At 55.2% G+C, this 21,589-nt stretch carries 10 protein-coding genes; 3 read left to right on the plus strand and 7 right to left on the minus strand.

Annotated features, from left to right (window positions below; translation table 11 throughout):
* The first annotated feature begins 204 nt into the window (after positions 1 to 204).
* A complete protein-coding gene (locus PKY88_10465) occupies positions 205 to 2,301 on the plus strand; it encodes a PA14 domain-containing protein (GenBank protein HOQ05622.1) in 2,097 nt (698 codons plus the stop codon).
* A 47-nt stretch (positions 2,302 to 2,348) separates the two neighbouring features.
* Positions 2,349 to 6,710, plus strand: coding sequence for a hypothetical protein (locus PKY88_10470; GenBank protein ID HOQ05623.1), 4,362 nt, complete (start codon positions 2,349 to 2,351; stop codon positions 6,708 to 6,710).
* A 67-nt stretch (positions 6,711 to 6,777) separates the two neighbouring features.
* Here the strand turns inward: PKY88_10470 and PKY88_10475 are convergent, their stop codons facing one another.
* Positions 6,778 to 8,448, minus strand: a complete 1,671-nt coding sequence (locus tag PKY88_10475; GenBank protein HOQ05624.1) for a glycoside hydrolase 43 family protein — start codon at positions 8,446 to 8,448, stop codon at positions 6,778 to 6,780.
* A gap of 160 nt (positions 8,449 to 8,608) precedes the next feature.
* On the opposite strand from PKY88_10475, the gene PKY88_10480 reads away from it, so the two are divergent.
* The gene (locus tag PKY88_10480; protein ID HOQ05625.1) at positions 8,609 to 10,723 is read left to right on the plus strand and encodes a sodium:solute symporter family protein; all 2,115 of its coding nucleotides are present in this window, start codon (positions 8,609 to 8,611) and stop codon (positions 10,721 to 10,723) included.
* Between the two features lie 4 nt (positions 10,724 to 10,727).
* Here PKY88_10480 and PKY88_10485 read toward each other — a convergent pair whose 3' ends face one another.
* The 6 genes from PKY88_10485 to PKY88_10510 form a co-directional block, all read right to left on the minus strand.
* The gene (locus tag PKY88_10485; GenBank protein ID HOQ05626.1) at positions 10,728 to 13,871 is read right to left on the minus strand and encodes a PA14 domain-containing protein; all 3,144 of its coding nucleotides are present in this window, start codon (positions 13,869 to 13,871) and stop codon (positions 10,728 to 10,730) included.
* Between the two features lie 114 nt (positions 13,872 to 13,985).
* Entirely contained in the window at positions 13,986 to 16,232 is a 2,247-nt protein-coding gene (locus PKY88_10490) for a hypothetical protein (GenBank protein ID HOQ05627.1), read from the minus strand.
* Positions 16,233 to 16,339: 107 nt separating this feature from the next.
* Positions 16,340 to 17,143 (minus strand): prepilin-type N-terminal cleavage/methylation domain-containing protein, encoded by an 804-nt coding sequence (locus PKY88_10495; protein ID HOQ05628.1) that lies wholly within the window; start codon positions 17,141 to 17,143, stop codon positions 16,340 to 16,342.
* Positions 17,144 to 17,294: 151 nt separating this feature from the next.
* Positions 17,295 to 18,074: a type II secretion system protein gene (locus tag PKY88_10500; protein HOQ05629.1), complete on the minus strand. Its 780-nt coding sequence runs from the start codon at positions 18,072 to 18,074 to the stop codon at positions 17,295 to 17,297.
* Positions 18,075 to 18,179: 105 nt separating this feature from the next.
* Positions 18,180 to 19,871 carry a pectate lyase gene (pelA, locus tag PKY88_10505; protein ID HOQ05630.1) on the minus strand — a complete coding sequence of 564 codons (1,692 nt, stop codon included), beginning with the start codon at positions 19,869 to 19,871 and terminating at the stop codon, positions 18,180 to 18,182.
* A gap of 44 nt (positions 19,872 to 19,915) precedes the next feature.
* Positions 19,916 to 21,583, minus strand: coding sequence for a glycoside hydrolase family 28 protein (locus tag PKY88_10510; GenBank protein HOQ05631.1), 1,668 nt, complete (start codon positions 21,581 to 21,583; stop codon positions 19,916 to 19,918).
* Positions 21,584 to 21,589 lie beyond the last annotated feature (6 nt).

Consider the following 21,589-nt stretch of genomic DNA (forward strand, 5'->3'; position numbering starts at 1 on the left):
CCCTTCAACAACGGGGCGAATGGGAAAAATCCGGACATGTTATCCCAGCCGACAGCCATTTTGTGCATCAAAAAAAGACAAATTGCGCAAAAATGAGCAAAAGGCCTTCCCCCGACTTTCCCGCCGTTTTCCGAATCATTATAATGCAGCAAGGGGCATTACTCCGAACCCCATATGAGGCGGACGATTCTTTGGGACAAACGTATGAAAGAACAAACGTATCAGCAGCTGTTTTTCACACTTGTCCTCCTGACTGCTTCGGCGGCCTTCTCCTCAGACCGGCCCATCGGCTTTGCCGCCCTCGACGGGCAAGGCAGTCAGTATCTGGCCGGCGGAACCACAGGCGGAGCGGGCGGAACGGTCGTAACCGTTACAACGCTGGCCGATCTGAAATACTACGCCGGACAAACCGCCAAATACATCATCCAGATTGCCGGCCCGATTATCTCCCCGACGCCGGGAACCGTTACCGTCAAAAGCAATAAAACCCTCATCGGCATCGGCAACGACGCCGCCCTCGTCAACCACGGGCTCAATCTCAACGGCGTCAGCAACATCATCATCAAAAACCTGACAATCCGCGATTATTATATGATGGGCGACTATGACGGAAAGCTGAATGATTATGATGCGATCGCCCTGCGGAATGCTCATCACGTCTGGATTGACCATTGTCACCTGAGCCGCGCCGGAGACGGGCTGCTGGATATGACCTATGCCTCCGGATACGTCACGGTCTCCTGGACGATACTCAGCCATCACAACAAAACCGCCATCGCCAACGGCCCCAGCAGCGGAAGTCCGATAGGCACCTACACCTTTCACCACTGCTGGTTTGACAACACCACCCAGCGGAATGTAACCGGCGAGTGGGCGGATGTGCATGTCTTTAACTGCTGGCTGCTGGGGCTGCGCAGCTACGGGATGCTGCCGCGCTCTCTGACCCGAATGCGGCTGGAAAACCTGTACTTCCAGCAGGGCAAAGACGCCTACTATGAGACCTCCGGCGGACTGGTGGAAGCCGTCGGCTGCATCCTCGATTCGATGACCGGGCTGGCCGTGGCCAGCGGAAACGATTTTGTCCCGCCGTATCCGTATGTCCTAAACCCTGCGGCCCAGGTGCCGGCCCTGGTCCAATCCAAAGCCGGCCCGGGCGGTTTTGACAAATGGATGGGACCGCCGGTCATTCGCATCAACTTCCGGCCTGCGGCCGCCCCGGACGTCAAAGGCATGCTCTCCGATACCGGCGCCGCATTCGCCAATCGGGGAAACGGGTATGCCTACGGATGGAACGCCGACAACACCGCCAACGCCTTCTGGCGTCATACACGCACCACCAAAGAAGGCGAAACCTACCTGGTGCCGGTCGATGCCGATTTCCGCCGCAACGCCTTCCTCACAACCGCCTCCGCAAGCCGGTTCTGGGAAATCGCACTCCCGAACGGCTGGTACCACATCACCCTGATGTGCGGCGACCCGGGCGATCCAAGAAACATCTTTCCCGAAAACAATATCCCGCGGCTCAACAGCGTCCTGCTCGAAGGCATCCTGTTCGAAGACTCGGATGGGGCCGTTCTGTGGGATTATGACGAATATCAGGCGGTGGTGCAGGTTTCAGACGGCCGGCTGACGATTGCACAGGCGCCGGGCAGTTCCGACTCCGCCGCCCTGGGTTTTGTTGAAATCCGTCCGGCGATGACGCCGGTCTCCCCGGCCGCTCGCGGGCCGGGACTGGCCTGTCGAATCTATCCGGGCAGCTGGTCGTTCCTGCCGGATTTTGACTCCCTGTCTCCCGCGGCGAAAGGAGCCGTCCGCGATTTCAATCTCAGCTCCCTGTCGGTCCCGCCTCCCTTCGGGGCGGTGCTGGAAGGTTATCTGAACGTTCCCGAAGACGGCTGGTACACCTTTTTTGTCAGCAGCTCCGACGGAAGCCGTCTATTTGTCCATTCCATCGAAGTCGTCGATAATGACGGAGTCCACGGCCCGCAGGAGGCCGCCGGCTCCATCCTGCTCCAAGCCGGTCTGCATCCGATTCGGGTCGAATGCTTCACCCGCGGCACTGCGAATCCGGCCGTCTCCTGGTCCGGCCCTTCGTTCGCCAAGCGTCCGCTCGAGGCCGAACGCCTGACGCGGGACTGGCTGTATGGAGATTTTACCGGCAGCGGACGAGTCGATCTGGAAGACCTGTCCTGCCTGGCTGAACAATGGCTGCAGGAAGCCGGCTGGGAAAGAGACGGCGGACGCATCGACCTGTCCGTCTTTGCTCGAACGGCTCAAAACTGGCTGGCGGAAACCCCCTGAGAACTGCCTGGCGTCAATTGGTGAATCTGCTCAGAAAAAAGGTCCGTATGAACACAAAAAAGCAATGTTGGTTCTGGCTGGTTTGTCTGTTTGTATTTCCATCTTTCTCATCCGCTCAGCCGCTGCGGATTGACCTGGACGTACGGCGGGATTCAACCGCCGCCGGATTTGAGTCCTGGCGGCCTGAAGAGGGGTTCCAACGGTCTTTCGGCAATGTCAAAATCTCCTTTGAGCTGCTCGAGCCGCCTGCGGGGACGAAGCTGACAATCGGCTGGCACAACAAAGACGGCCTGAAGGGCTACAAACTGGCGATGGACTGCCTGTATGCGCAGAAAGAGGATGGGAAAAATACGCACCCGAGCTTTGCCGGCGGAACCATCCGGATGACGCTGGAGGGGCTTTCTCCCGGACGGCATACCCTGTTGACTTATCACAACGCCCCCTGGCCCGCAGAGCGGTTTGGAAAGACCATCAGTCCCTGCCGAATCCGCCTCAATGGTCAGACTCTCCGGACAATCCAGCCCAGCCAGGCCACCGCAGATGACCGGCTCATCACAACGGCCTTTTTCGAAATCACCGCCGAAGACGGCAAACCGGTGATAATTGATCTGGAACCGACTGGAAAGCCGGAGGAACAGATTTGCACGGCGGTCTTAAACGGCTTGGAAATCGACCGTCCGTATGCCCCCGGCTCCGTGCCGGAAAACCCGATTCCATCAGACGGCGATTTTCACGTCTTTGCCCACAATGACCTACCCAGTCCCGGTTCGGCCGGCAAAGGCCGCACCGAATTGAGATGGTCCGCCGCTCAGGGGGCCGCTTTTTATGATGTGTATCTCGGCACAGACCGCTTATCCGTCGAAAAGGCCTCTTTAACCGATTCAGCAATTTACAAAGGGCGCCTGCCGGCCGGACAAACCGCGTTTCCCGCCGAAAATCTCCACAGCAAAGACACCTACTTCTGGCGGGTGGATGCCGTTTCCGAAGACGGCACGATTCGAAAGGGCTCCGTCTGGAGTTTCCGGGTTCGCCGTGTTGCCTTCCCCTCGGCGGAAGGATACGGACGCTTCGCCCGCGGCGGACGCGGCGGACGCGTCATCGCCGTAACCACACTGGATGATTACGACCCGCAGGCCGGCGAGCCGGTCATTGACGGTTCGCTCCGCAAGGCCCTCGAAGTGGAAAAAGGGCCGCGCGTCATCATCTTCCGGGTCGGCGGCACCATCTTCCTGAAGAACAGTTTGACTATCCCGCCGGACGGAGGCGATGTGTATGTGGCGGGCCAAACGGCTCCCGGCGACGGCATTTGTCTGGCCCGATATTCCTTTGGGATGAACAGCACCGCAGACGCTGTGATTCGATTTATTCGGACCCGTGTCGGCGATTTCGCCAAAAAACCGCTGGACGGGATGGGGATGGCCGGCTGCGACCACTGCATCATCGACCACTGTTCCATCAGCTGGAGCCTGGATGAGGGGGTCAGCACCCGCGGGGCTAAAAACATCACCTTCTCCCGCAATATCATCTCAGAAGCCCTGCACAACTCCTATCACTACGGCAAGCACTCGTTTGCGGGCTCTATCAGCGGAAACATCGGCAGTTTTCATCACAACCTGCTTGCCCATTGCGCCGGACGGAACTGGTCGCTCGCAGGAGGACTCGAACAGGACGGGCAATATGAAGGATTCTGTGATATTCGGAACAATATTGTCTACAACTGGCATCATCGAACAACCGACGGCGGTGTTTATCGCTGCAATTTTGTCAACAATCTCTATCTGCCCGGTCCGGCAACCAAACATTTTCTTCTTATGCGTCCCGATGGGGACCAAATGAAGACCGGCAATCCGCAAAAGTTCTATATCGCCGGCAATAAATTGGAAGGATACCCGCAATACGATGCGGACAACTGGAAAGGGGTCTCCCCCAATTATGCTCAGGAAACAGACATTCGAAGCGATGAGCCTTTTTTCCCGCCTTATGTGAGTACCTACCCCGCCGATGAGCTGCTCGAAAAGGTGCTCGACGATGTCGGCGCTGTTCGGCCTAAACGTGACGCCATCGACGAACGGATTGTTCGGGAGGTGCGGCAGCGCTCCTTTACCTATCGCGGCAGCAAAGACGGACTGCCCGGTATCATTGATTCGCAGGACGATGTCGGCGGCTATCCTACATTAAAAGGCGGTCCGGCTGCACCCGATTCCGACGGAGACGGCCTGCCGGACTGGTGGGAAGTCATTCATCACCTCAACCCCCATTCTCCGGCCGGCGATTTCTCCGACTCCAACGCCGACCCCGACGACGACGGCTTTACCTGCCTCGAAGACTATCTCGAATACCTGGCCCGCGGCGGCGACCCGTTCGGCAAAATTGACCGGCAAGCCCTCGTGAGCCGACACAATGTCCGACTGGATCGCTTCCATGAGTTTTCGCCCTTGTCCGTCGGGAACGGACGGTTCGCTTTTACTGCCGACTTTACCGGCCTGCAGACATTCCCGCAGGCCTATGCCAAGGGCATCCCTCTGACAACAATGGCCGAATGGGGATGGCACTCGTTCCCCAACACCGCAGGCTTCAAACTGGAGGATACATTTGTCCAGATTGACACCTACGGCCGGCTGGTCCCCTACAACAGCAACCAGAAGGGGCCGGCCGCAGACTACCTGCGGGCGAATCCGCACCAAATCACCCTCGGGCTGATTGGACTGGTTCTGCAGAAAACCGACGGCACTTTGGTTTCTTTGGAAGAGATTCAAAACATCGAACAGACCCTGGACCTCTGGGAAGGGCTTCTGGACAGTGCCTTTACAATCGAAGGACTGCCGGTTCACGTCCAAACCTGTGTGCACCCGGAACAGGACATCATCGCGTTTCGCATCGATTCGCCCCTGCTGGAAAGCGGAAGACTCCGCGTCCAAATCCGGTTTCCCTATGCCGCAGGCACCTGGGGCACCGATCCGGCGGACTGGAACAGTCCGGACAAACACACAACCATTCTAAAAAAGGAAAACGACAGGCAATTCCGCCTTGAACGGATAATGGATTCCAAGCGGTACCTGTGCACAACGATTTTATCCGGCGGAGGGGATTGGCAAAAGACCGCTGAACATCACTATCTCTGGCAGCCGAAACATTCGGGCGGCACCCTCGAGGGCCTTGTGGTTTTCCAGGAGCAGGACGGTCCTCTCCGCGCGACGGATTTCGACACCGTGCGGGCCGCCGCCCGACGCCATTGGAAAACGTTCTGGGAAACCGGCGGCGCCATCGACCTGTCCCTGAGCAAAGACCCTCGCTGGAAGGAGCTGGAACGGCGCATTGTCCTTTCCCAATACCTGACGGCCATTCAGTCCGTCCAGAAATACCCGCCGCAGGAAACGGGGCTGACCTGCAGCAGCTGGTTCGGCAAGTTTCATCTGGAGATGCACTGGTGGCACAGCGTGCATTTTGCCCTGTGGAATCGTCTGCCGATGCTGGAGTCCGCGCTCAATTGGTATCAGGAGATACTGCCTGCCGCCCGGGCCATCGCCCGCCGACAGGGCTATGAGGGGGTGCGCTGGCCTAAGATGACCAGCCCCGACGGGCAGGACTCCCCCTCCGGCATCGGGCCGCTTCTGATTTGGCAGCAGCCGCATCCGATTTATTATGCGGAACTGGTGTACCGCCAGAAACCGAATGCGGACACACTGAACAAATTCAAAGAGATTGTCTTCGAAACGGCCCGCTTTATGGCGGACTTTGCCCACTGGGACGAAAAGCAAAAGCGGTATGTCCTCGGGCCGCCCGTTATTCCGGCACAGGAAAACTACAAATACGCCGACACGTGGAATCCGACCTTTGAATTGTGCTATTGGTACTGGGGACTGAACACCGCTCAGCAGTGGCGGCAGCGGCTCGGCCTGCCGCGCGAGGAAAAATGGGACCATGTGATGAACCATCTGTCCGTCCTGCCGGTTCGCGACGGAATCTACACCGCCGTTGAACCGCAGCCTTATACGAATCTGACCGATCATCCGTCAATGCTGGCGGCGCTGGGGGTGCTGCCGAAAACCCCGCTGGTTCAGGAAGACCTCATGCGGCGAACGGCTCAATGGGTCTATGCCGAGTGGCACTGGCCGGATACCTGGGGCTGGGATTATCCGATGCTGGCGATGACCGCCGCCCGCGTAGGGCTGCCTGAACTGGCCGTGGACGCCTTCTTTATCGAATCCAAAAAGAATCTCTACTGGCCCAACGGGCACAATTATCAGCGGGAAAACCTGCCGCTGTATCTGCCGGGCAACGGCGGCCTGCTGACTGCGACGGCGATGATGGCCGCCGGCTGGGACGAAGGCCCCAAACACCATGCACCGGGGTTCCCGAACAACGGCCTCTGGGTCGTTCGCTGGGAAAATCTGCTGCCGATGCCGTAGCGGCTCCCTCATCGAGCGGGCAAAACATCAAAAAGCAAAAGAAAATTGAGGTAGCCCCTGAACTCAATTACTCAACTCGGAACCAGTCCACATCCAGATAACCGCCTGCACGGGAGCCGGCCTGCGAGACACAATACAAACCGACTTTGGCTCCCACCCATCGGCCCGGCTTGGCGGGAAACGGACGGCCTGCCGGAACGAACTCTTTCCCGTCCAGACTATAGCTGAACTGACAGAGAGCGTTTGGCGAGGACACCTGAACCCGCAGGATGAGCGTATCCGTCTGTATCGGGATTTCCGCAGCCAGTCCCTCCCGGCTGCCGGTCTCGGCCTGCATACAGACAATCAGCCGCAGAATTTTCGTCCCTTCTTTGACCGCCAGCTCGAGAGCCGAATAGTCATCTCCGAACACCACCAGCCCTCCGCGGATGTTCTGCTGTTCCGGCACAAGCCGTACCTTTGCGGTGGCGGTAAAATCTGGCGCAGGAAACTTCTGCAAAAGCAGGTTCGGCACCTGCCAGAAATTTGCTTCCGGCGCCGGCAGCGGAACAGCAAACAAACGCAGATAATCTGTTCCCCGAACTTTCGCAAACCAGGCAGGATTCGGATTTGCCTGCCACTGCCATTGAAGGCCGAGCGTATCACCGTCAAACTCATCGCTGTCAGCCGGCGTCATTTTGGGAAAAACGCCTCCGACATCCGGCTTTTTCCAGGTCAGCACCGGTTCGCCTGTTCCATCTCCATCCGAGTCTGTACCCATCACCGGCCACCCTTCTTTCCACACAACCGGCTGAAGATGAATAATCCGACCATAGGGGCCGGCATCCTGAAAATGAAGAAACCAGGATTGACCGGACGGGGTATCGACCCAGCCGCCCTGATGCGGGCCGTTGACCGGCGTAGAGCCCTGATGAAGAACGATGCGGTCCTCATACGGACCGTAAATGTCTTTGGAGCGGAGCACCACCTGCCAGCCGCCGGTTACTCCACCGCCGGGCGCAAAGATATAATAACAGCCGTCGCGCTTATAGAACTTTGGACCTTCGATTGTGGGATGCTTTTCATGGCCGTCAAAGATATGACGGGCATCCTGACTGACCCGGGTCGCCTGCCAATCCATCTCCCGCAACGTCAGCAGACTCTTCACACCCGCTCGGCTGCCCGCCCAGGCATGCACCAGCCACGCCTTGCCGTTATCGTCCCACAGCGGACAGGGGTCAATCAGTCCTTTTCCGGGAAGAATCAAAAGCGGCTCCTCCCAGGGCCCCTCCGGCCGAACGGAGCGGACCCGATAAATCCCGCTGTCCGGGTCGCCCCAGAAGATAAAAAACATCCCATCCTGAAATCGGATGCTCGGTGCCCAGATTCCTTTGCCGTGCTGAGGAACATTAAAATCCGGATTTGGATATCGCGAAACCGCATGCCCAATGAGGGTCCAATTGACCAAATCCTTCGAATGCAGAATCGGAAGCCCCGGAAAGCTGGTGAAGCTGGAGGCGGTCATATAATAATCATTGCCCACCCGGATGACATCAGGGTCGGAATAATCGGCATGCAAAACAGGATTTTTGTAACTCCCGTCCCCCTGATCCGCCGCCCATACCTTCGACACAAAAACCGCCTGGGAAGTTGAGGATTCATTCAGACCGCCGCCTGCGGCAAAGGCACACATCCATCCCGTCCACCAGAAGAAAACAACTATTCCCGACACTTTTCTCTGTCTTGTATTCATAACCATAACTATACACCATCCTCCTTTGATTTTCCAGACTTTCTAATCGAATTGAAATGATTCCCGCTCCGCTTCCGGAAGGAGCAAAAACACTGGAAAACCAAAACGGCTTCCGCTACAATCGATGTGCAAAAAGCCGGCTGTACCGATTAAGGAACATACATTGATGGAATTGTTCGGTTTTCATCCTATTGACTTGCTTATTATCCTCCTCTATTTGTCTGCCATCACTTATATCGGGCAGAAAGCCTACGGAAAAATCCGTTCTGAGGAAGATTTTTTTCTGGCCGGGCGTTCCTTTAATAAACTCCTCCAGTATTTCCTCAATATGGGCACACTCAGCGACGCCAACAGCGCTATTCGAACGGCCAGTTTTGCCTTCGAAAAGGGATTGGGGGGCGTATGGCTGATGCTGATTGGTGTCTTCACGGGTCCCTACTACTGGTTCATGGCCGGATGGTTCCGGCGCGTTCGTCTGGTCACGATGGCTGAGCTGTTCGAGGAGCGATTCAAAAGCAAAATCCTGCCGACGATTTACGCGCTCGTGGGCATCTGGCTGAGCATCCTGATTCTGGGAATCGGCTATAAGGCCTCTCTGCGAACGTTTCAGGCCATGACCATCAAACCCCCGGAAAAATACACACCGGCGGAGGCAGAAAGCGTTCAGCTGTATGAGCGGTACCGTCAGCTTTCAAAGATTCAGAAAACCACACCCCTGAATCCTCAGGAGACCGCCGAATACGAACGGCTGGACGCCCTGTATAAAAAAGGACAAATCAGTGCTTTTGTTTCCTATACAAAGCCTTTTTGGTTTTACCTGATTTATACGGTGTTCATCGGCTTCTATGTCACCATGGGCGGGTTCAGAGCAGCCGCCGTGACCGATATTCTGCAGGGCTTTCTCATCCTCCTGTTTTCCATCCTTCTGATTCCGCTGGCGCTGGTTGCCTTGGGCGGCTGGACCGAATTTACCCGGCGAATCCCGGACCACATGCTGTTTGTTTTCGGTTCCGCCGGCGATGAATTCGCCTGGAACTCGATTGCCGCCCTGGTTCTGGTCACCATCATCGGCATCACGGGCCATCAGGGCAATATGGCCCTCAACGGCTCTGCACGCGATGAGCTGACTGCCCGAATCGCCAATATCGGCGGCGCTTACACCAAACGCATCCTCACCATCATTTGGGCCCTTTGCGGTTTATTTGCCTACGCCCTCTGTTCAGACCTTGTCGCAGACCCCGATACGGCCTGGGGAATCCTCAGCCGGCATCTGCTCGGTCCCGGACTGCGCGGGCTGATGGTCGCCGGCATCCTCGCCGCCAATATGTCCACGCTGGATGCCGTCTGCGTCTATCTGTCCGCTCTCTTCGTCCGGCATATTTACAAGCCCTTCGTCCCCAACAAAAGCCCTCGCCACTACATCAATGTTTCCCGTCTGTCCATTATCGGTTTTCTGCTTTTGGGGATATATGTCTCCGTAACGACCTTCAGCATTATCCATCTGGTTAAGGCCCTGCCTTCCCTGAACATTATCTTCGGAGCGCCGGTTTTGCTGCTTTTGTTCTGGAAACGGCTGACGCGAATTGCCGTCTATGTTGAGGTAATCGCCTGCTCCATCATTCTGGCTGTTCTTCCGCATCTGCTTCCGTGCTTCGAGGCCGTCCGGCATTCGCCCTGGCTGTCGCAGCAGACGCGAGAACAGACGGTCGTCCGCTCCGTGCATGCCAGTGAAAGCGATGTCCAAAACGGGCTGGCAGAGGAAGTCGGCCAACTCATCCGCAAACCGGTGCGAATCCCGCCGGTCAGCATTTACTACGACAACATCGCCCGAATGAATCCGGAAGTTCCCGACTCCCCCTATGAAGGCATCGGCCGTCTGCATACCGAATTGATTATTGCCTATTTTCTCGGCATCGACCTGCCTTCTCTGACCCCTTCCGCCCTCCTTACGCTCCGTTATCTGATTGCGGCCGTTCTGCCCTTCGTCTTTCTGATCCCCATCAGTCTGCTCACGAAGGACAAAGGGTTTCATGCAGACATTGAACGCTTTTACGCCCGGCTGAAAACACCGGTCTATCCCGATCCGCAGAAAGATGAAGAAGAAGTTCAGAAAAGTTATGCCGACCCGCACCGGTTCGACCATCTGAAGCTGTTCCCCCGCTCCAGCTGGGAATTCTGTAAATGGACTCGGACCGATACGCTCGGCTTTTTGTGCAGCACAGCTGTCACGCTCGGAATCATCCTCTTTTTCTGGGGATTAATCCGGCTGATTGCCGGATAACAGGTTACGGACAGGCCGCCGGAACAACATCCGGCCCTGTTATCATCAGATAATCAATATTGGCCAGCCCGTTGCTGGTAGTCGGTTCCAGGCGAATCAAATGCGTTCCCGCATCCAAAACAACGCTGCCGGTCACTTCACTCCAGGTTGTCCATCCGCCGGTGGGATTAAACGCAATACTGGAAAGAACCGCTGCACCGTTCACCAATAAATCAGCCGGCCGATTGGCCGTTGTGCCGTTGGCAAACCGCCAGGTCAGCTGATACGTGCCCGGGCGGCCGATTTGAACACTCCAGTTGATTCCCATGCCCACGGCATTGGTCCCGTTGGCAAAACCGTACCCGGTGAACCCGGCATTGTTATTGTCAACCGTCCCCTCAACCAGACAGAAACCCGCCGTCCATTCCTGAACAATCACACTCACATCATTGGAATCCGCCGGCCGTGCAGAAACTTCATAACTGCGCTGAGATTCATTAAAGGATTCATCTACAGCAGTAACAACATAATGATAGAATGTGCTGTTGGAAACCGACGTATCAATAAAGTTTGACGCATCAATCAGGGCATCGTTCAGTCGGGTATAATTTCCCCCCGAAATCGTTGTCCGATAGACATTGTAGCCCGCCAAGTCGGCCTCCGTATTATCATTCCAATCCAAGAAAACCTGCCCATTGGAAGCTGATGCCCACTGTCCGGCAGGGGCCGACGGCGGAACCAAATCCACCGAACCTCTGTACAGAACGCTGTTGGAAATCAGCTGCTTGCCGAAGCCCGGCCCGGCCCAGCGTACTTCCAGCCGCTGATTGCCGTCTTTTTCAAAATAAGAAACCCGAATGGAATGCATCCCAGCCAGCAGGGCCGTACTGCCTTCCGCCTCCTGCGTTCCGTGAACGCCGTCATTGCTGACGACAATTCCGCCGTCTATGTAAAGCTTGCTGCCGTCGTCCGAGTTCAGATAAAACGTGTACAGCCCGTCCGCCGGAATCTCAATAAATCCCTCAAAAACATACGCAAAATAATCGGCGGCCGCTGCTTGCGTAATGTCAAAGTTCGCCGTCGTTCCCTGCTGCGTCGGTGTCAGGAGGGCAAAATCCGGCAAATACTCAAATGTTCCGGAATAATACCTATAGTTCAATCCCTGCGTCAGATTGGAAGGATACTTCGGCGGCAGCGCATGTCCGCCGTACTCCGAAACCAAAAGCAGCACCGTATCCGTCCAAACACAGCTGTCATTCACGGTAAAGGAAAAACGAGCCGGGCCTACGTATCCCGCATTCGGCGTAAAGCGGGCGGTATAACCGTCCGCCAGCAGCTGAACCGTTCCGTTCACCGCATCAAACACCGTATAGGCCGCCCCGGCATCGAATCCGGATGCAAACAGACGCAGGTTGATATCCCGAGGTCTGTCTTTCTGCACGTTCGCATGCGGAACCGCCAGAAAGTTCAGATAATCCTCCAGATTGGTATAACCGTTTCCGTCGGCATCCCCGTTATGGTCCGCCCCGTAAGGATTCAGTCCCGACACGGACTGCTCCCAATAATCCGGCATTCCATCCTGGTCTGTATCGGTCGGACAGATTCCTCCGTCGAGAATTCCGACCCCGTACATCGGCGAGGCATTTTCGTCTGAAATCAGCTGTCCGCTGGTTCCCAGCGACTTGAGTTCCTTAATGAGACGGCTGTCAATTCGGTCGCGTATCGGATAAACAGCCCCGGCCTGCGAAGCGGCAACCCGATAAGCCGTCGGTGCACCGAGCATTGTTTTGACACCCGGATAGTTATACGGGACCGTCTGCCAGTCTATGGTCCCGTAGGCCGCCTGGTCCAGAATGGCTCCGTCAAGCACCCCGTTTTTGTTGGAATCATGCCAGTTGTTCAGCGCGTAAATGTGAAAATTCAGATTGCCCCTTGTAAAGGCCGCCGCCCCCGTATTCGGACCGCTGATAAAATAATTGCGGATGACATTCGCATAGGAATCCGCTTCCGAATCGCCCAAGATATACGCGGCATCGTTCCAGTTGTAAACCACATTATTGATAAACTCGTTGACTCCTTTGACCTTCGGATTTCGCGTGTCGTTATCAATGTAAAGGTTGCGGAACAGACTAACCCCGTTGAAATCCTGAATCAGGCCGCCGCAGGAATGGGTTTCTAATCCCTGAGCAATAATGCAGTTTTGAATGGTGATAAAACCCGGGTCCTCGCCTGTACCGCCGCTGATGGAAAAGGTCTCATCCCGCCCCCAAGAAATCGAACAATGGTCAAAAATCATATCCGTTCCGTCGGCAATCGTCACCGCATCTTTGCCGCTGGTGCCGACCTTGCCCATTCGGTATCGCATATGCCGGGTAATCGAGCGGTTGGCATCCGTATAAGACAAGCCGTTGCCGTAAATGACAACCCCTTCGCCCGGCGCTGTCTGGCCGGCAATCGTAATATCTTTGCTGACGACAATTCGTTCGCCGATCCGTATCACACCGCCGACATCAAAAACCACGGTGCGGTTCGGAGCACTGACGGCATCACGGAAAGAGCCCGGCCCGCTGTCGTTCAGATTGGTCACATGATAAACACTGCCGCCCCGTCCGCCGGAGGCCCATTTGCCGAATCCTTCCGCCCCGGGAAAGGCCGGACGCTTGGTCTTGAAGTTCCAGACCGTTCCTTTCTCAATTCCGCTGCATCGGACTGTATCCACCCGCCAGTAATAGGTCTTGTTCGGAATTAACTGGCCGGGAGCAAAGAAAGAACCGCTAACAGCTCCCAGATAGAGCACTTCCGGTTCACTCAGCCAGCTGCGGCTAACCTGAGCTGCATCCGCCAAATCCACCCCGCCGCTGTAATCCAGGTCCGGACAGGGCGAAGACGGGCTGTCCAGCCACTGGGCGGCCACGTAAACCAGGTCCAGAATATCCACAGCGCCGCTGCCGTCCACATCACCGGTCGGCTTTTGCGCCGCCGCAACCGCCGCCGCACTCGTTCCCAGATATATCTCGCTGCGCACGGCATCCGCATCCGGCGTCCATTGAAGAGTCAGCACATCCGGGTCCACCGACTCGCCGACTGCCGGCTGCGGATTGGAAGGCGCACCCGAAATCATCCCTGCGAAAACCAAAAGACCAATCCAAACAATCCCCCATCGCTTCATAAGACAAACCCTTCTCTTCAGAGATAATCCTTCAAAGAAAAAACGGCCGGAAAGACAGACGTTTCTTTCCGGCCGCTGCCTTACTTCACAAAACACTCCCGCCTTTGAACCTTTTTATCGGCAGGGTGCTTCCATACTCGCATTGCATTCCAGCCAGCGGGAGACAAACTCCGCCAGGTCAGTCATATCCACAAAGCAGTCGTTGTTGATATCCGCCGGAATCCGCACATAGGTCGGTTTGGCCTGAGCCGCATTGCACGGCGAGGTACCAACATAAATCTGGGTGCTTGCCGAACCGATGACACTGCCATCATCCGCCGACAGTCTGAACACATACGTTCCCGTCTGCGGCAGAACCAGCGTAATGTCTTCGACATTGTTGGGAACAATCGGCACCGTCACCGGTCCGCTGAGCTGCTCCCAAAGAAGCGTATACGGCTGCGGGAAGTTATCATCCGTCACCGTCGTGTTAATGACGGCTGTGGCTGTGGCCGGATTGCCCGCATTGTTCAGCCAAATGTACTGGGAGGGCTTCTCCAGCTCCACCAGAGGTATCATATTGTTCGTATTAAACGTCCAGACAAACCCTCGCGTCGTTCCGGCAATGCTGTCATGCACATCCACCACCCAGTAATAGGTCGTGTTGACCTGAAGCATCCCCGAAGGAATCGCAACGGAATTGCCGCTGATACCGGTCGCCAGCGTGGTCAGCCCGTAGTCCGGGTCCAGCAGATTCGGCTCGGTGGTGCCGAGGAACACATCGCAGGTGATGACAGCACCTTCCTGACTGGGGGCTGGATTGGTCCAGCTCAGCTGAGCCAGCCGCGTGCTCTGGCTGGTATTGTTCGCCGGATTGGGCTTTGTGGCCCAGGTCGGGGTCGCTACATTTCCGCGGAGAATAATCCCTTTCAGACCCGTTTCGGTCTCGGTCCGGCTGTGGCTGGGAGAACAAATCTCAAAGCCGCAGCTTTCCGGATCATAAGTGATAAACATCAGCACCACACTGCCGTCCGTATCGGAATTCAGGAACTCATCCAGGGCCGGGAACTTGGCCGTGGACAGCCAGATATCGAGGGTCGGAACCGTAAAGGCCGCCAGAAGCGGAGAAATATCCTCCAGGTCCAGCGTATCAAACGTAATGGCTGAATTCAGCGGCGGCACGGGGGCATTATCCACACCCGGTGCTGTGCTCCACGTTGTGCCCTGCAGGGTAAAGTTGTCATATTCTTCTTTGATACCGTACACGTAAACATGGCTGGTGGTGTAAAGATTGCCCTTGTCCACGTTGAGCATCAAATAGCTGTTAGCAAATACTTTGCCCGCCTCTTTCTGGTCCGCTATGTTGTATCTGTAGTAGCAGACTCTTCGCCTCTGTGAAGAACCGTCGTTGAAATTTTTGACATCCGAAATTGTAGCTTTGCGAGCCGATGTCGGCCCCTGGCTGGAATCATTGCCGATTTCACAATGGTCCGCCGCCGCCAGAGCATAAGACTTTATCTGAACAGCTACTTCAACCGTCTTGACAGTCTTTTTGCCCTCACCATCGGTTACTGTCAGCTGCAGGGTATAATTGCCTTCTCCGCCCGGAAACGAGACAGAAACATCTTCCGAAGTATTGTTGGGCGAGAACACAACCTCCCCGCCGGACACTTTCTCCCACAAAACCGTTGTGGTTGTATTCTGACCGTAATCCATAATCGTTGCGTCTATCACCAGGGATTTGCCGGGCTCCACCTGTGCACTGGCGGGTACCCCCATTACCGACGGCGGCAGATTCCAGCCGGCCGGAACGGCAGCAATCAAATAGGTAATCCGGCTGGTGCCGTCGTTCTGCTCATACAGCGAAATCGTGCCGGCGCCGGAAATCGGTTTGGCATAAGCCGTCATATAAACCGTGGAGGAATCCGACGGGTTGAACACGCCGACCGTATAGCCGGTCTGCACAAAACCGTTCGTCAGGACCCAGTTCATCACCGACCCAATGGTTGGCGGGTTCGCCCCGTTGCCGTCACCGACCCGGTTGTCAATCAGCAGAAAGAGCGTGCCCGCCTTGCTGACCGTCACATCCATCTGCAGGGCTGAATTCGCTTTGTCATCGACCGCCGTCTGCACAAAATCAATGCCCTCCAAATCATTCGCATCCCGGAAAACGAATGTGCGGTCCACGTGAGTCAGGGCCCCGTTCAGAAGCCCGCTTTTAACCACAACAGGGTTGGTATCGCAGCTGGTTCCCTCAATACAATTGTACCGCACCACACCCGTAATAATATTCGGATCCGTAATACCCGCAAATCCCGCTTGGGCCAAAACCCACAAGCCCAGACATGCCATAGAAACAATCACCCACTTGCTTTTCATCATAAAAGACCTCCTAAAATGAAGTTAAGAAGAATAGGAATAAGAATAAAAAACAAGACCTCTTTTGTTTCCCAACTTGTTGTCCCCCAGTTAAGTCTCTGCAAAACAGCTTACTTATAGTCGAATGACGGGTTGCCCGCCCAATAGGGCGCTCCCCACAGCCACCGATTCAGCTGGTCGTCTCGGTCGCTCGGATTGGCGACACTGTAATCCTGCATCAGGACATTGCCGTGTGAAAAAGCACGCTGAATACTTCGTGTGCGCATCAACACCCCCAAACGCGACGGGTCGGTGGCCTCCGCGTACTTCCACAGACCGTTGGTCATATCCACCATCATCGCTCCGCTGGAACCGTTGTTCACCTGCTGAACCGACGTATCCCCATTGCGAATCTCTTTTTTCCATATCCAGGCATACGTACTCCAGAACAGCGGTCGGCGGGAATTGTCCAGAGTATCCCCCAGCTCCCGATAGATATCATCGGTGTTCCGCGGAATGGGATTTCCGCTCGTCACATCACTTAACAAATAATTGGTATCACTGGAGACGTTTTTTACTCCCGGACAAAAGAGGATTTTGCTGTCCGGAAGCAGATTGGCCTTCATTACAAAACCAATGGCGTAGGGACGCAGCTCATGGGCCAAATCCGCTGTCCCGCTTACCCAGAACCAGTGCTTTGAACGATCGGATGCAGGAATCGAATTATAACTCTTGAAATTTCGGAAATTATAACCCGTTTCCGACTCATAATTGCTAAATACCAAACCAATTTGCCGTTGGTTGGACCGGCAGACAATCTTGCGGGCATATTCAGTGGCTTTTTTTAAGCTCGGGATTATAATAGACAAAAGAAGTCCAATGATAGCAATCACCACCAGAAGCTCGATTAACGTAAAGGCAGATCTTCTTTTCATAATCCTTTCCTTGTCCAGAGGTTCTCTCTTTCTAATTGTCTCTTTATGGGATATTCCGGACAAGGCAATCTTGTGACAAAAAAAAGTGAATTTTGCGCAAAAAATCAAAAACAAAAAACCAGAGCAAATTGGTCTTTTAATGCAAAAGTTTTCAATAGCCCGTTCCGGCCCATTTGTCGGAATTCCAGAGCCATCGAACCAGTTTGGCATCATCATCCGTGGGATTTTCTACGCTGTAATCCTGCATCAGGACATTGGCATGCTGGTATTGCCGGCGAATCCCGACCGTATTCATCACCCGACCTAAGCGATCCGGGTCCCTGGCTTTGGCAAACTCCCATGCCCCGTTGGTCATATCACACATCATTGCCCCGGAGGACAGATTATTCACCGACGTCACATCCTCCCGAATTTCCTTTTTCCATATCCAGACATGGGTGCTCCAGAACATCGGCATCGGCCCCGTGCCTGCCTTCCAGCGTCTCTCCAGTTCTACGGTTTCCTGCGGAGTCAGCGAGGAAGCATCCCTCGGATAATTCTTATCATACGCCAGATTGGTATAACCCGGGCAGAAGAAAACCTTTCGATCCTGAAGAACGCCGGCATCCATAATGAACTGCACCGCAAACGGCTGCCATTCGTGGGCGTAATCCGAAGTGCCGTTCGCCCAAAACCAGCTTCTTGCAAGTTCAGTACCGGATAACCCTCTGGCCGATTTTATTTTTCGAAAATTGTATCCGGTCTGGTGCTCGTAAATCCCCATTGCAATGCCGAGTTGGTGATAGTTGGACTGACAGCTGATTTTCCGAGCATACGCCGTTGCTCTTTTCAGGGCCGGAATCAGAACGGAAAGCAGCAGACCGATAATGGCAATGACAACGAGCAGTTCGATTAACGTAAAGGCAGGCATAATTCGTCTCTTGGAGCCCATTGCTCAGTCCTTTCCTTTTTTCAACCAGACCCCAACAGCTTCCCCAAAAACTATCCCTCACTATTCTCTCTCTACCCGGAGCGGAATGCAAGTATTTATCAGATTTTACGGTTCGCTTTTCTGTTTCAAAAACGGTTTGATGGACGGTTCGGCCTCCGGCAGCTGCTGCAGAATCAGCTCCGCCATTTTCCGGGCTCCCTGCTCATTAAAATGCGTTCGGTCCTGCGGGTCATCGGACATCTTGGCGGCTTCCGCCTCTCCAAGCCGTTCAAACAATTGTCCGCTGGCTGTATGCAAATCCACCAGAGCGGCTTTCTTTTCCTCCGCCACCTTCTTCATTGCATCCGCATACGGCTTGAGGGTGTCATTCATCCTGCCGTCCGGGCTAAACTTGCGGCGGTGCATCGGTGTAATCAGGATCGGCGCTGCCCCAATCGCTCTGGCCCGCTCCACAAAATACCTCAGATTGTCCATGTATTCCTTATCCGCCGCCGTCGATTCCGGTTTTTCCGGGGCATGGTTGTCATTATGGCCGAACTGAATCAGGATAAAGAGGGGTTTCTCTTCCAGCGCCTTTTCCCAAAGCCCTTCATTTAAGAACGTCTTGGTGCTTCGCCCGCTTCGTGCGTGGTTGGCAATCTCCACTTTATCCGAAAAGTACTCGCCCAGATACTGTCCCCACCCCCGTCTCCAGTCCGGCGGCTGAAACTCACAAACCGTCGAATCCCCCGTCAGGACAATTCGGATCCTCTCGGCGGCGGAAAGACGGTCTGACCATTTCTCTTTCCATTTCTCAAAATCGCGGAAAACATCTTTGCCCCAGTCTCCATACCAGGCGTATCCCTCCGTCCGTTCCGGGTCCAGTTCATTGTAATCGTATTTTCGAACCCCGTCGCGGTCGCAGAAAAACGGCCGGTTCGTTTCAATCTCATAAAACCGAGCCCACAGCGGAGGGGCCTCGGGGTCCGGCACAGCCGTCCGCCTGCCGTTGACCCATTTGATCCGAAGGCCTTCTATTTTCGACCGCTCAAACCACCGCACGCCGCTGACAATCGCCCGTACCACAACCGGAGAGGGATTGTCCAGCCGCATCAGCAGCCGCAGAATCTCCGCACTTTCGCCTCCGCTGATTGAAACCAACTCATAACTGCGGGCCGAGCGCGGGCTTAAATCGTTTTCATCATGCTGAGCACACCAGCCGGTCAATTCCCCGTTGACGCGAATCTGACATTTCAGAATGCACCCGATGCCCCGCTGAAAGGCCGTCCGAGCCGCCTGATGCTGCTCCTCTTTCAAAAAAGCATAGTCGTCCGACCGCGCAACTTCATCGAGAAACATCAGAATCCGCACCATCGCATTGTCATTAAAGGTAATATGACGGTGATACGTTTTGGCCGGCGGGGGAAACTGCTGCGGCCAGCCGCCCGTGGGGTATTGGGCCTTCAAAATCATCTCAAACCCTTTCAGAAACGCCTGCAGATACCGCTCCTGCCCGGAGGCCTTATACACACGGGCCAGAAACCGCAGTTCCCCGGTGGTCGCCCCGTTATCAAAGGTTCCGTGAAGATTCTTGCGGTCTCCGTCATAGGGCTTGACGGCTGTATTCACATTCTTCGGCCAGCCGCCGTAGTCATCCTGCCACGTCAGAATATTGTCAGCCAAACCCAAGGCCTCCGGAGTACCGTACCAGGCGGCCTCTTTGTTAAAGTAGCTGCTCAATCGAAATGTCGGCCATTCCGAAGCCCGGCAGACCGCCGTCCCCATAACCAGCACGCTCAAAAACATTCTGAAGTTCATAATTTTGTCCCTTGGTTCGCCGTTTCTCTCTGTGTTTGTGATAATTATTCCCAGCTAAGCACATCCGGAGCACAGCCGTATTGATAATGAATCCGCTCAGAAAGATTTGAGCGGTTCGCTCCGAGAAGCCGAATATCTTTTGTCCTGCCCCCTGCCAGAACCAAAAAGCCGTCCTTGGAAGCGGAAGGTTTCAGCCGTTCCAGAAGAATGGTTCGGCTGTTTGTAAAAGTCAAATCGGGCCCTTTTTCCGGAAGAAGGGAAACCTCTGACAAGCGCAGACGCTCGGTATCCAGAAAAAGGCCGCCCAACTGAGCCGAAATGACCGTATTTTTGATTTCAACATCCCGAACCGGCATCTCCGGAAGTCCCTGCATATAGACAGCACGCTTCGCACCCCGGCAGAAAACATTTCGGATAAAAATTCGTTCAAACCGCGGTGTTCCCTCATTCACTTCCGCCGCAGGCGAATGGACACTTTCTTCCAGTGTCGGCGCAGACCCGGAATAAAACAGATTAAAATGAATTGCATCGACGGCAATATTCGCCATAAAAATATCCTGAATATAGATATTCTCCACAAGTCCCCCGCGCCCCCGAGTACTCTTGAAGCGAAGCCCGATGTCCGTCTCCAAAAAACTGCAATTGCGCACCCAGATATTCCGCACTCCGCCGGACATCTCACTGCCGACCACAAAACCGCCGTGTCCATGATAGACAATGCAGTCGGAAATAACGACGTTCTCCGTGGGTTTTCCGCGGCGCCGCCCGTATTCATCCCGGCCGGACTTCATACAAATCGCATCATCCCCCACATCAAACGTACAGTTATAGACCAGAACATTTCGGCAGGATTCCAAATCCAAACCGTCCCCGTTCTGACTCCACCAGGGATTGCGAACCTGAAGATTGCGGAGAATCATATTTTCGCAGAGCAGCGGATGAATATTCCAGGCCGGCGAGTTCTGAAACGTCGGCCCATCCAGCAGCACAGTCCGGCAGTTGACCAGCGACACCATCACCGGACGCAGAAATTCTCCTGCTGCTGCATAATCCGCCACCGGGGCTTTTCGTTTCTTCAGGTCTGCAGCGGTTTGGGGGCCGTTCATGGCTTTCTCCGAAGGCCACCACATTGTACCCGACGGCTCCACCGCTCCGCCGGAAGCCACAAGTTCCTTCCATTGCCGCTCCGTCATCTTCTCTTTTTTGACCGGGCGCCAGGCCTGACCCGACCCGTCCAAAATCCCCGAGCCGGTAATCGCAATATGTTCGAGGTTGTCCCCCGTCAAAGGAGACATCCGACGGACTTCCTGCCGACCCTCAAAACTCCTTTCCTCCAGCGGATAATCCTCGATATTCGGACTGAACAGAATCACAGCCCCTTTCTCCAGATGCAGGTCCATCCGGCTGACCAGGCGAATCGGACCCGTCAGCCACAGCCCCGCCGGAACAATGACCCGGCCGCCGCCGGCTTTGGCACAGGCCTCCATCGCGCGGGCAAAGGCCTCTGTGTTCATCGTCTGGCCGTCTCCTACCGCTCCGTAATCGGTAATCACAAATCTCTTGTCAGGAATCTGCGGTTCCTCCGGAGGCGTCATCGAAAACGGCAGCTCAGACACCGGCAAATCCGACGGCCAGGCAGCCGCAAATACCGGACAAACACACAGCAGCCCCAAAAGAGCCGAGATATTCAGAACATCTTGTCTTTTACGCATACAAAC

Source organism: Anaerohalosphaeraceae bacterium (assembly GCA_035378985.1).
Classification (GTDB): domain Bacteria; phylum Planctomycetota; class Phycisphaerae; order Sedimentisphaerales; family Anaerohalosphaeraceae; genus JAHDQI01.

Excerpts from the sequence above, each read along its gene's own strand:
- PKY88_10475 (HOQ05624.1), bottom strand. The coding sequence starts at position 8,448 with ATGGTTATGAATACAAGACAGAGAAAAGTGTCGGGAATAGTTGTTTTC.
- PKY88_10480 (HOQ05625.1), top strand. The coding sequence starts at position 8,609 with ATGGAATTGTTCGGTTTTCATCCTATTGACTTGCTTATTATCCTCCTC.
- pelA (HOQ05630.1), bottom strand. The coding sequence starts at position 19,871 with ATGAACTTCAGAATGTTTTTGAGCGTGCTGGTTATGGGGACGGCGGTC.
- PKY88_10490 (HOQ05627.1), bottom strand. The coding sequence starts at position 16,232 with ATGATGAAAAGCAAGTGGGTGATTGTTTCTATGGCATGTCTGGGCTTG.
- PKY88_10495 (HOQ05628.1), bottom strand. The coding sequence starts at position 17,143 with ATGAAAAGAAGATCTGCCTTTACGTTAATCGAGCTTCTGGTGGTGATT.
- PKY88_10510 (HOQ05631.1), bottom strand. The coding sequence starts at position 21,583 with ATGCGTAAAAGACAAGATGTTCTGAATATCTCGGCTCTTTTGGGGCTG.
- PKY88_10465 (HOQ05622.1), top strand. The coding sequence starts at position 205 with ATGAAAGAACAAACGTATCAGCAGCTGTTTTTCACACTTGTCCTCCTG.
- PKY88_10485 (HOQ05626.1), bottom strand. The coding sequence starts at position 13,871 with ATGAAGCGATGGGGGATTGTTTGGATTGGTCTTTTGGTTTTCGCAGGG.
- PKY88_10470 (HOQ05623.1), top strand. The coding sequence starts at position 2,349 with ATGAACACAAAAAAGCAATGTTGGTTCTGGCTGGTTTGTCTGTTTGTA.
- PKY88_10500 (HOQ05629.1), bottom strand. The coding sequence starts at position 18,074 with ATGGGCTCCAAGAGACGAATTATGCCTGCCTTTACGTTAATCGAACTG.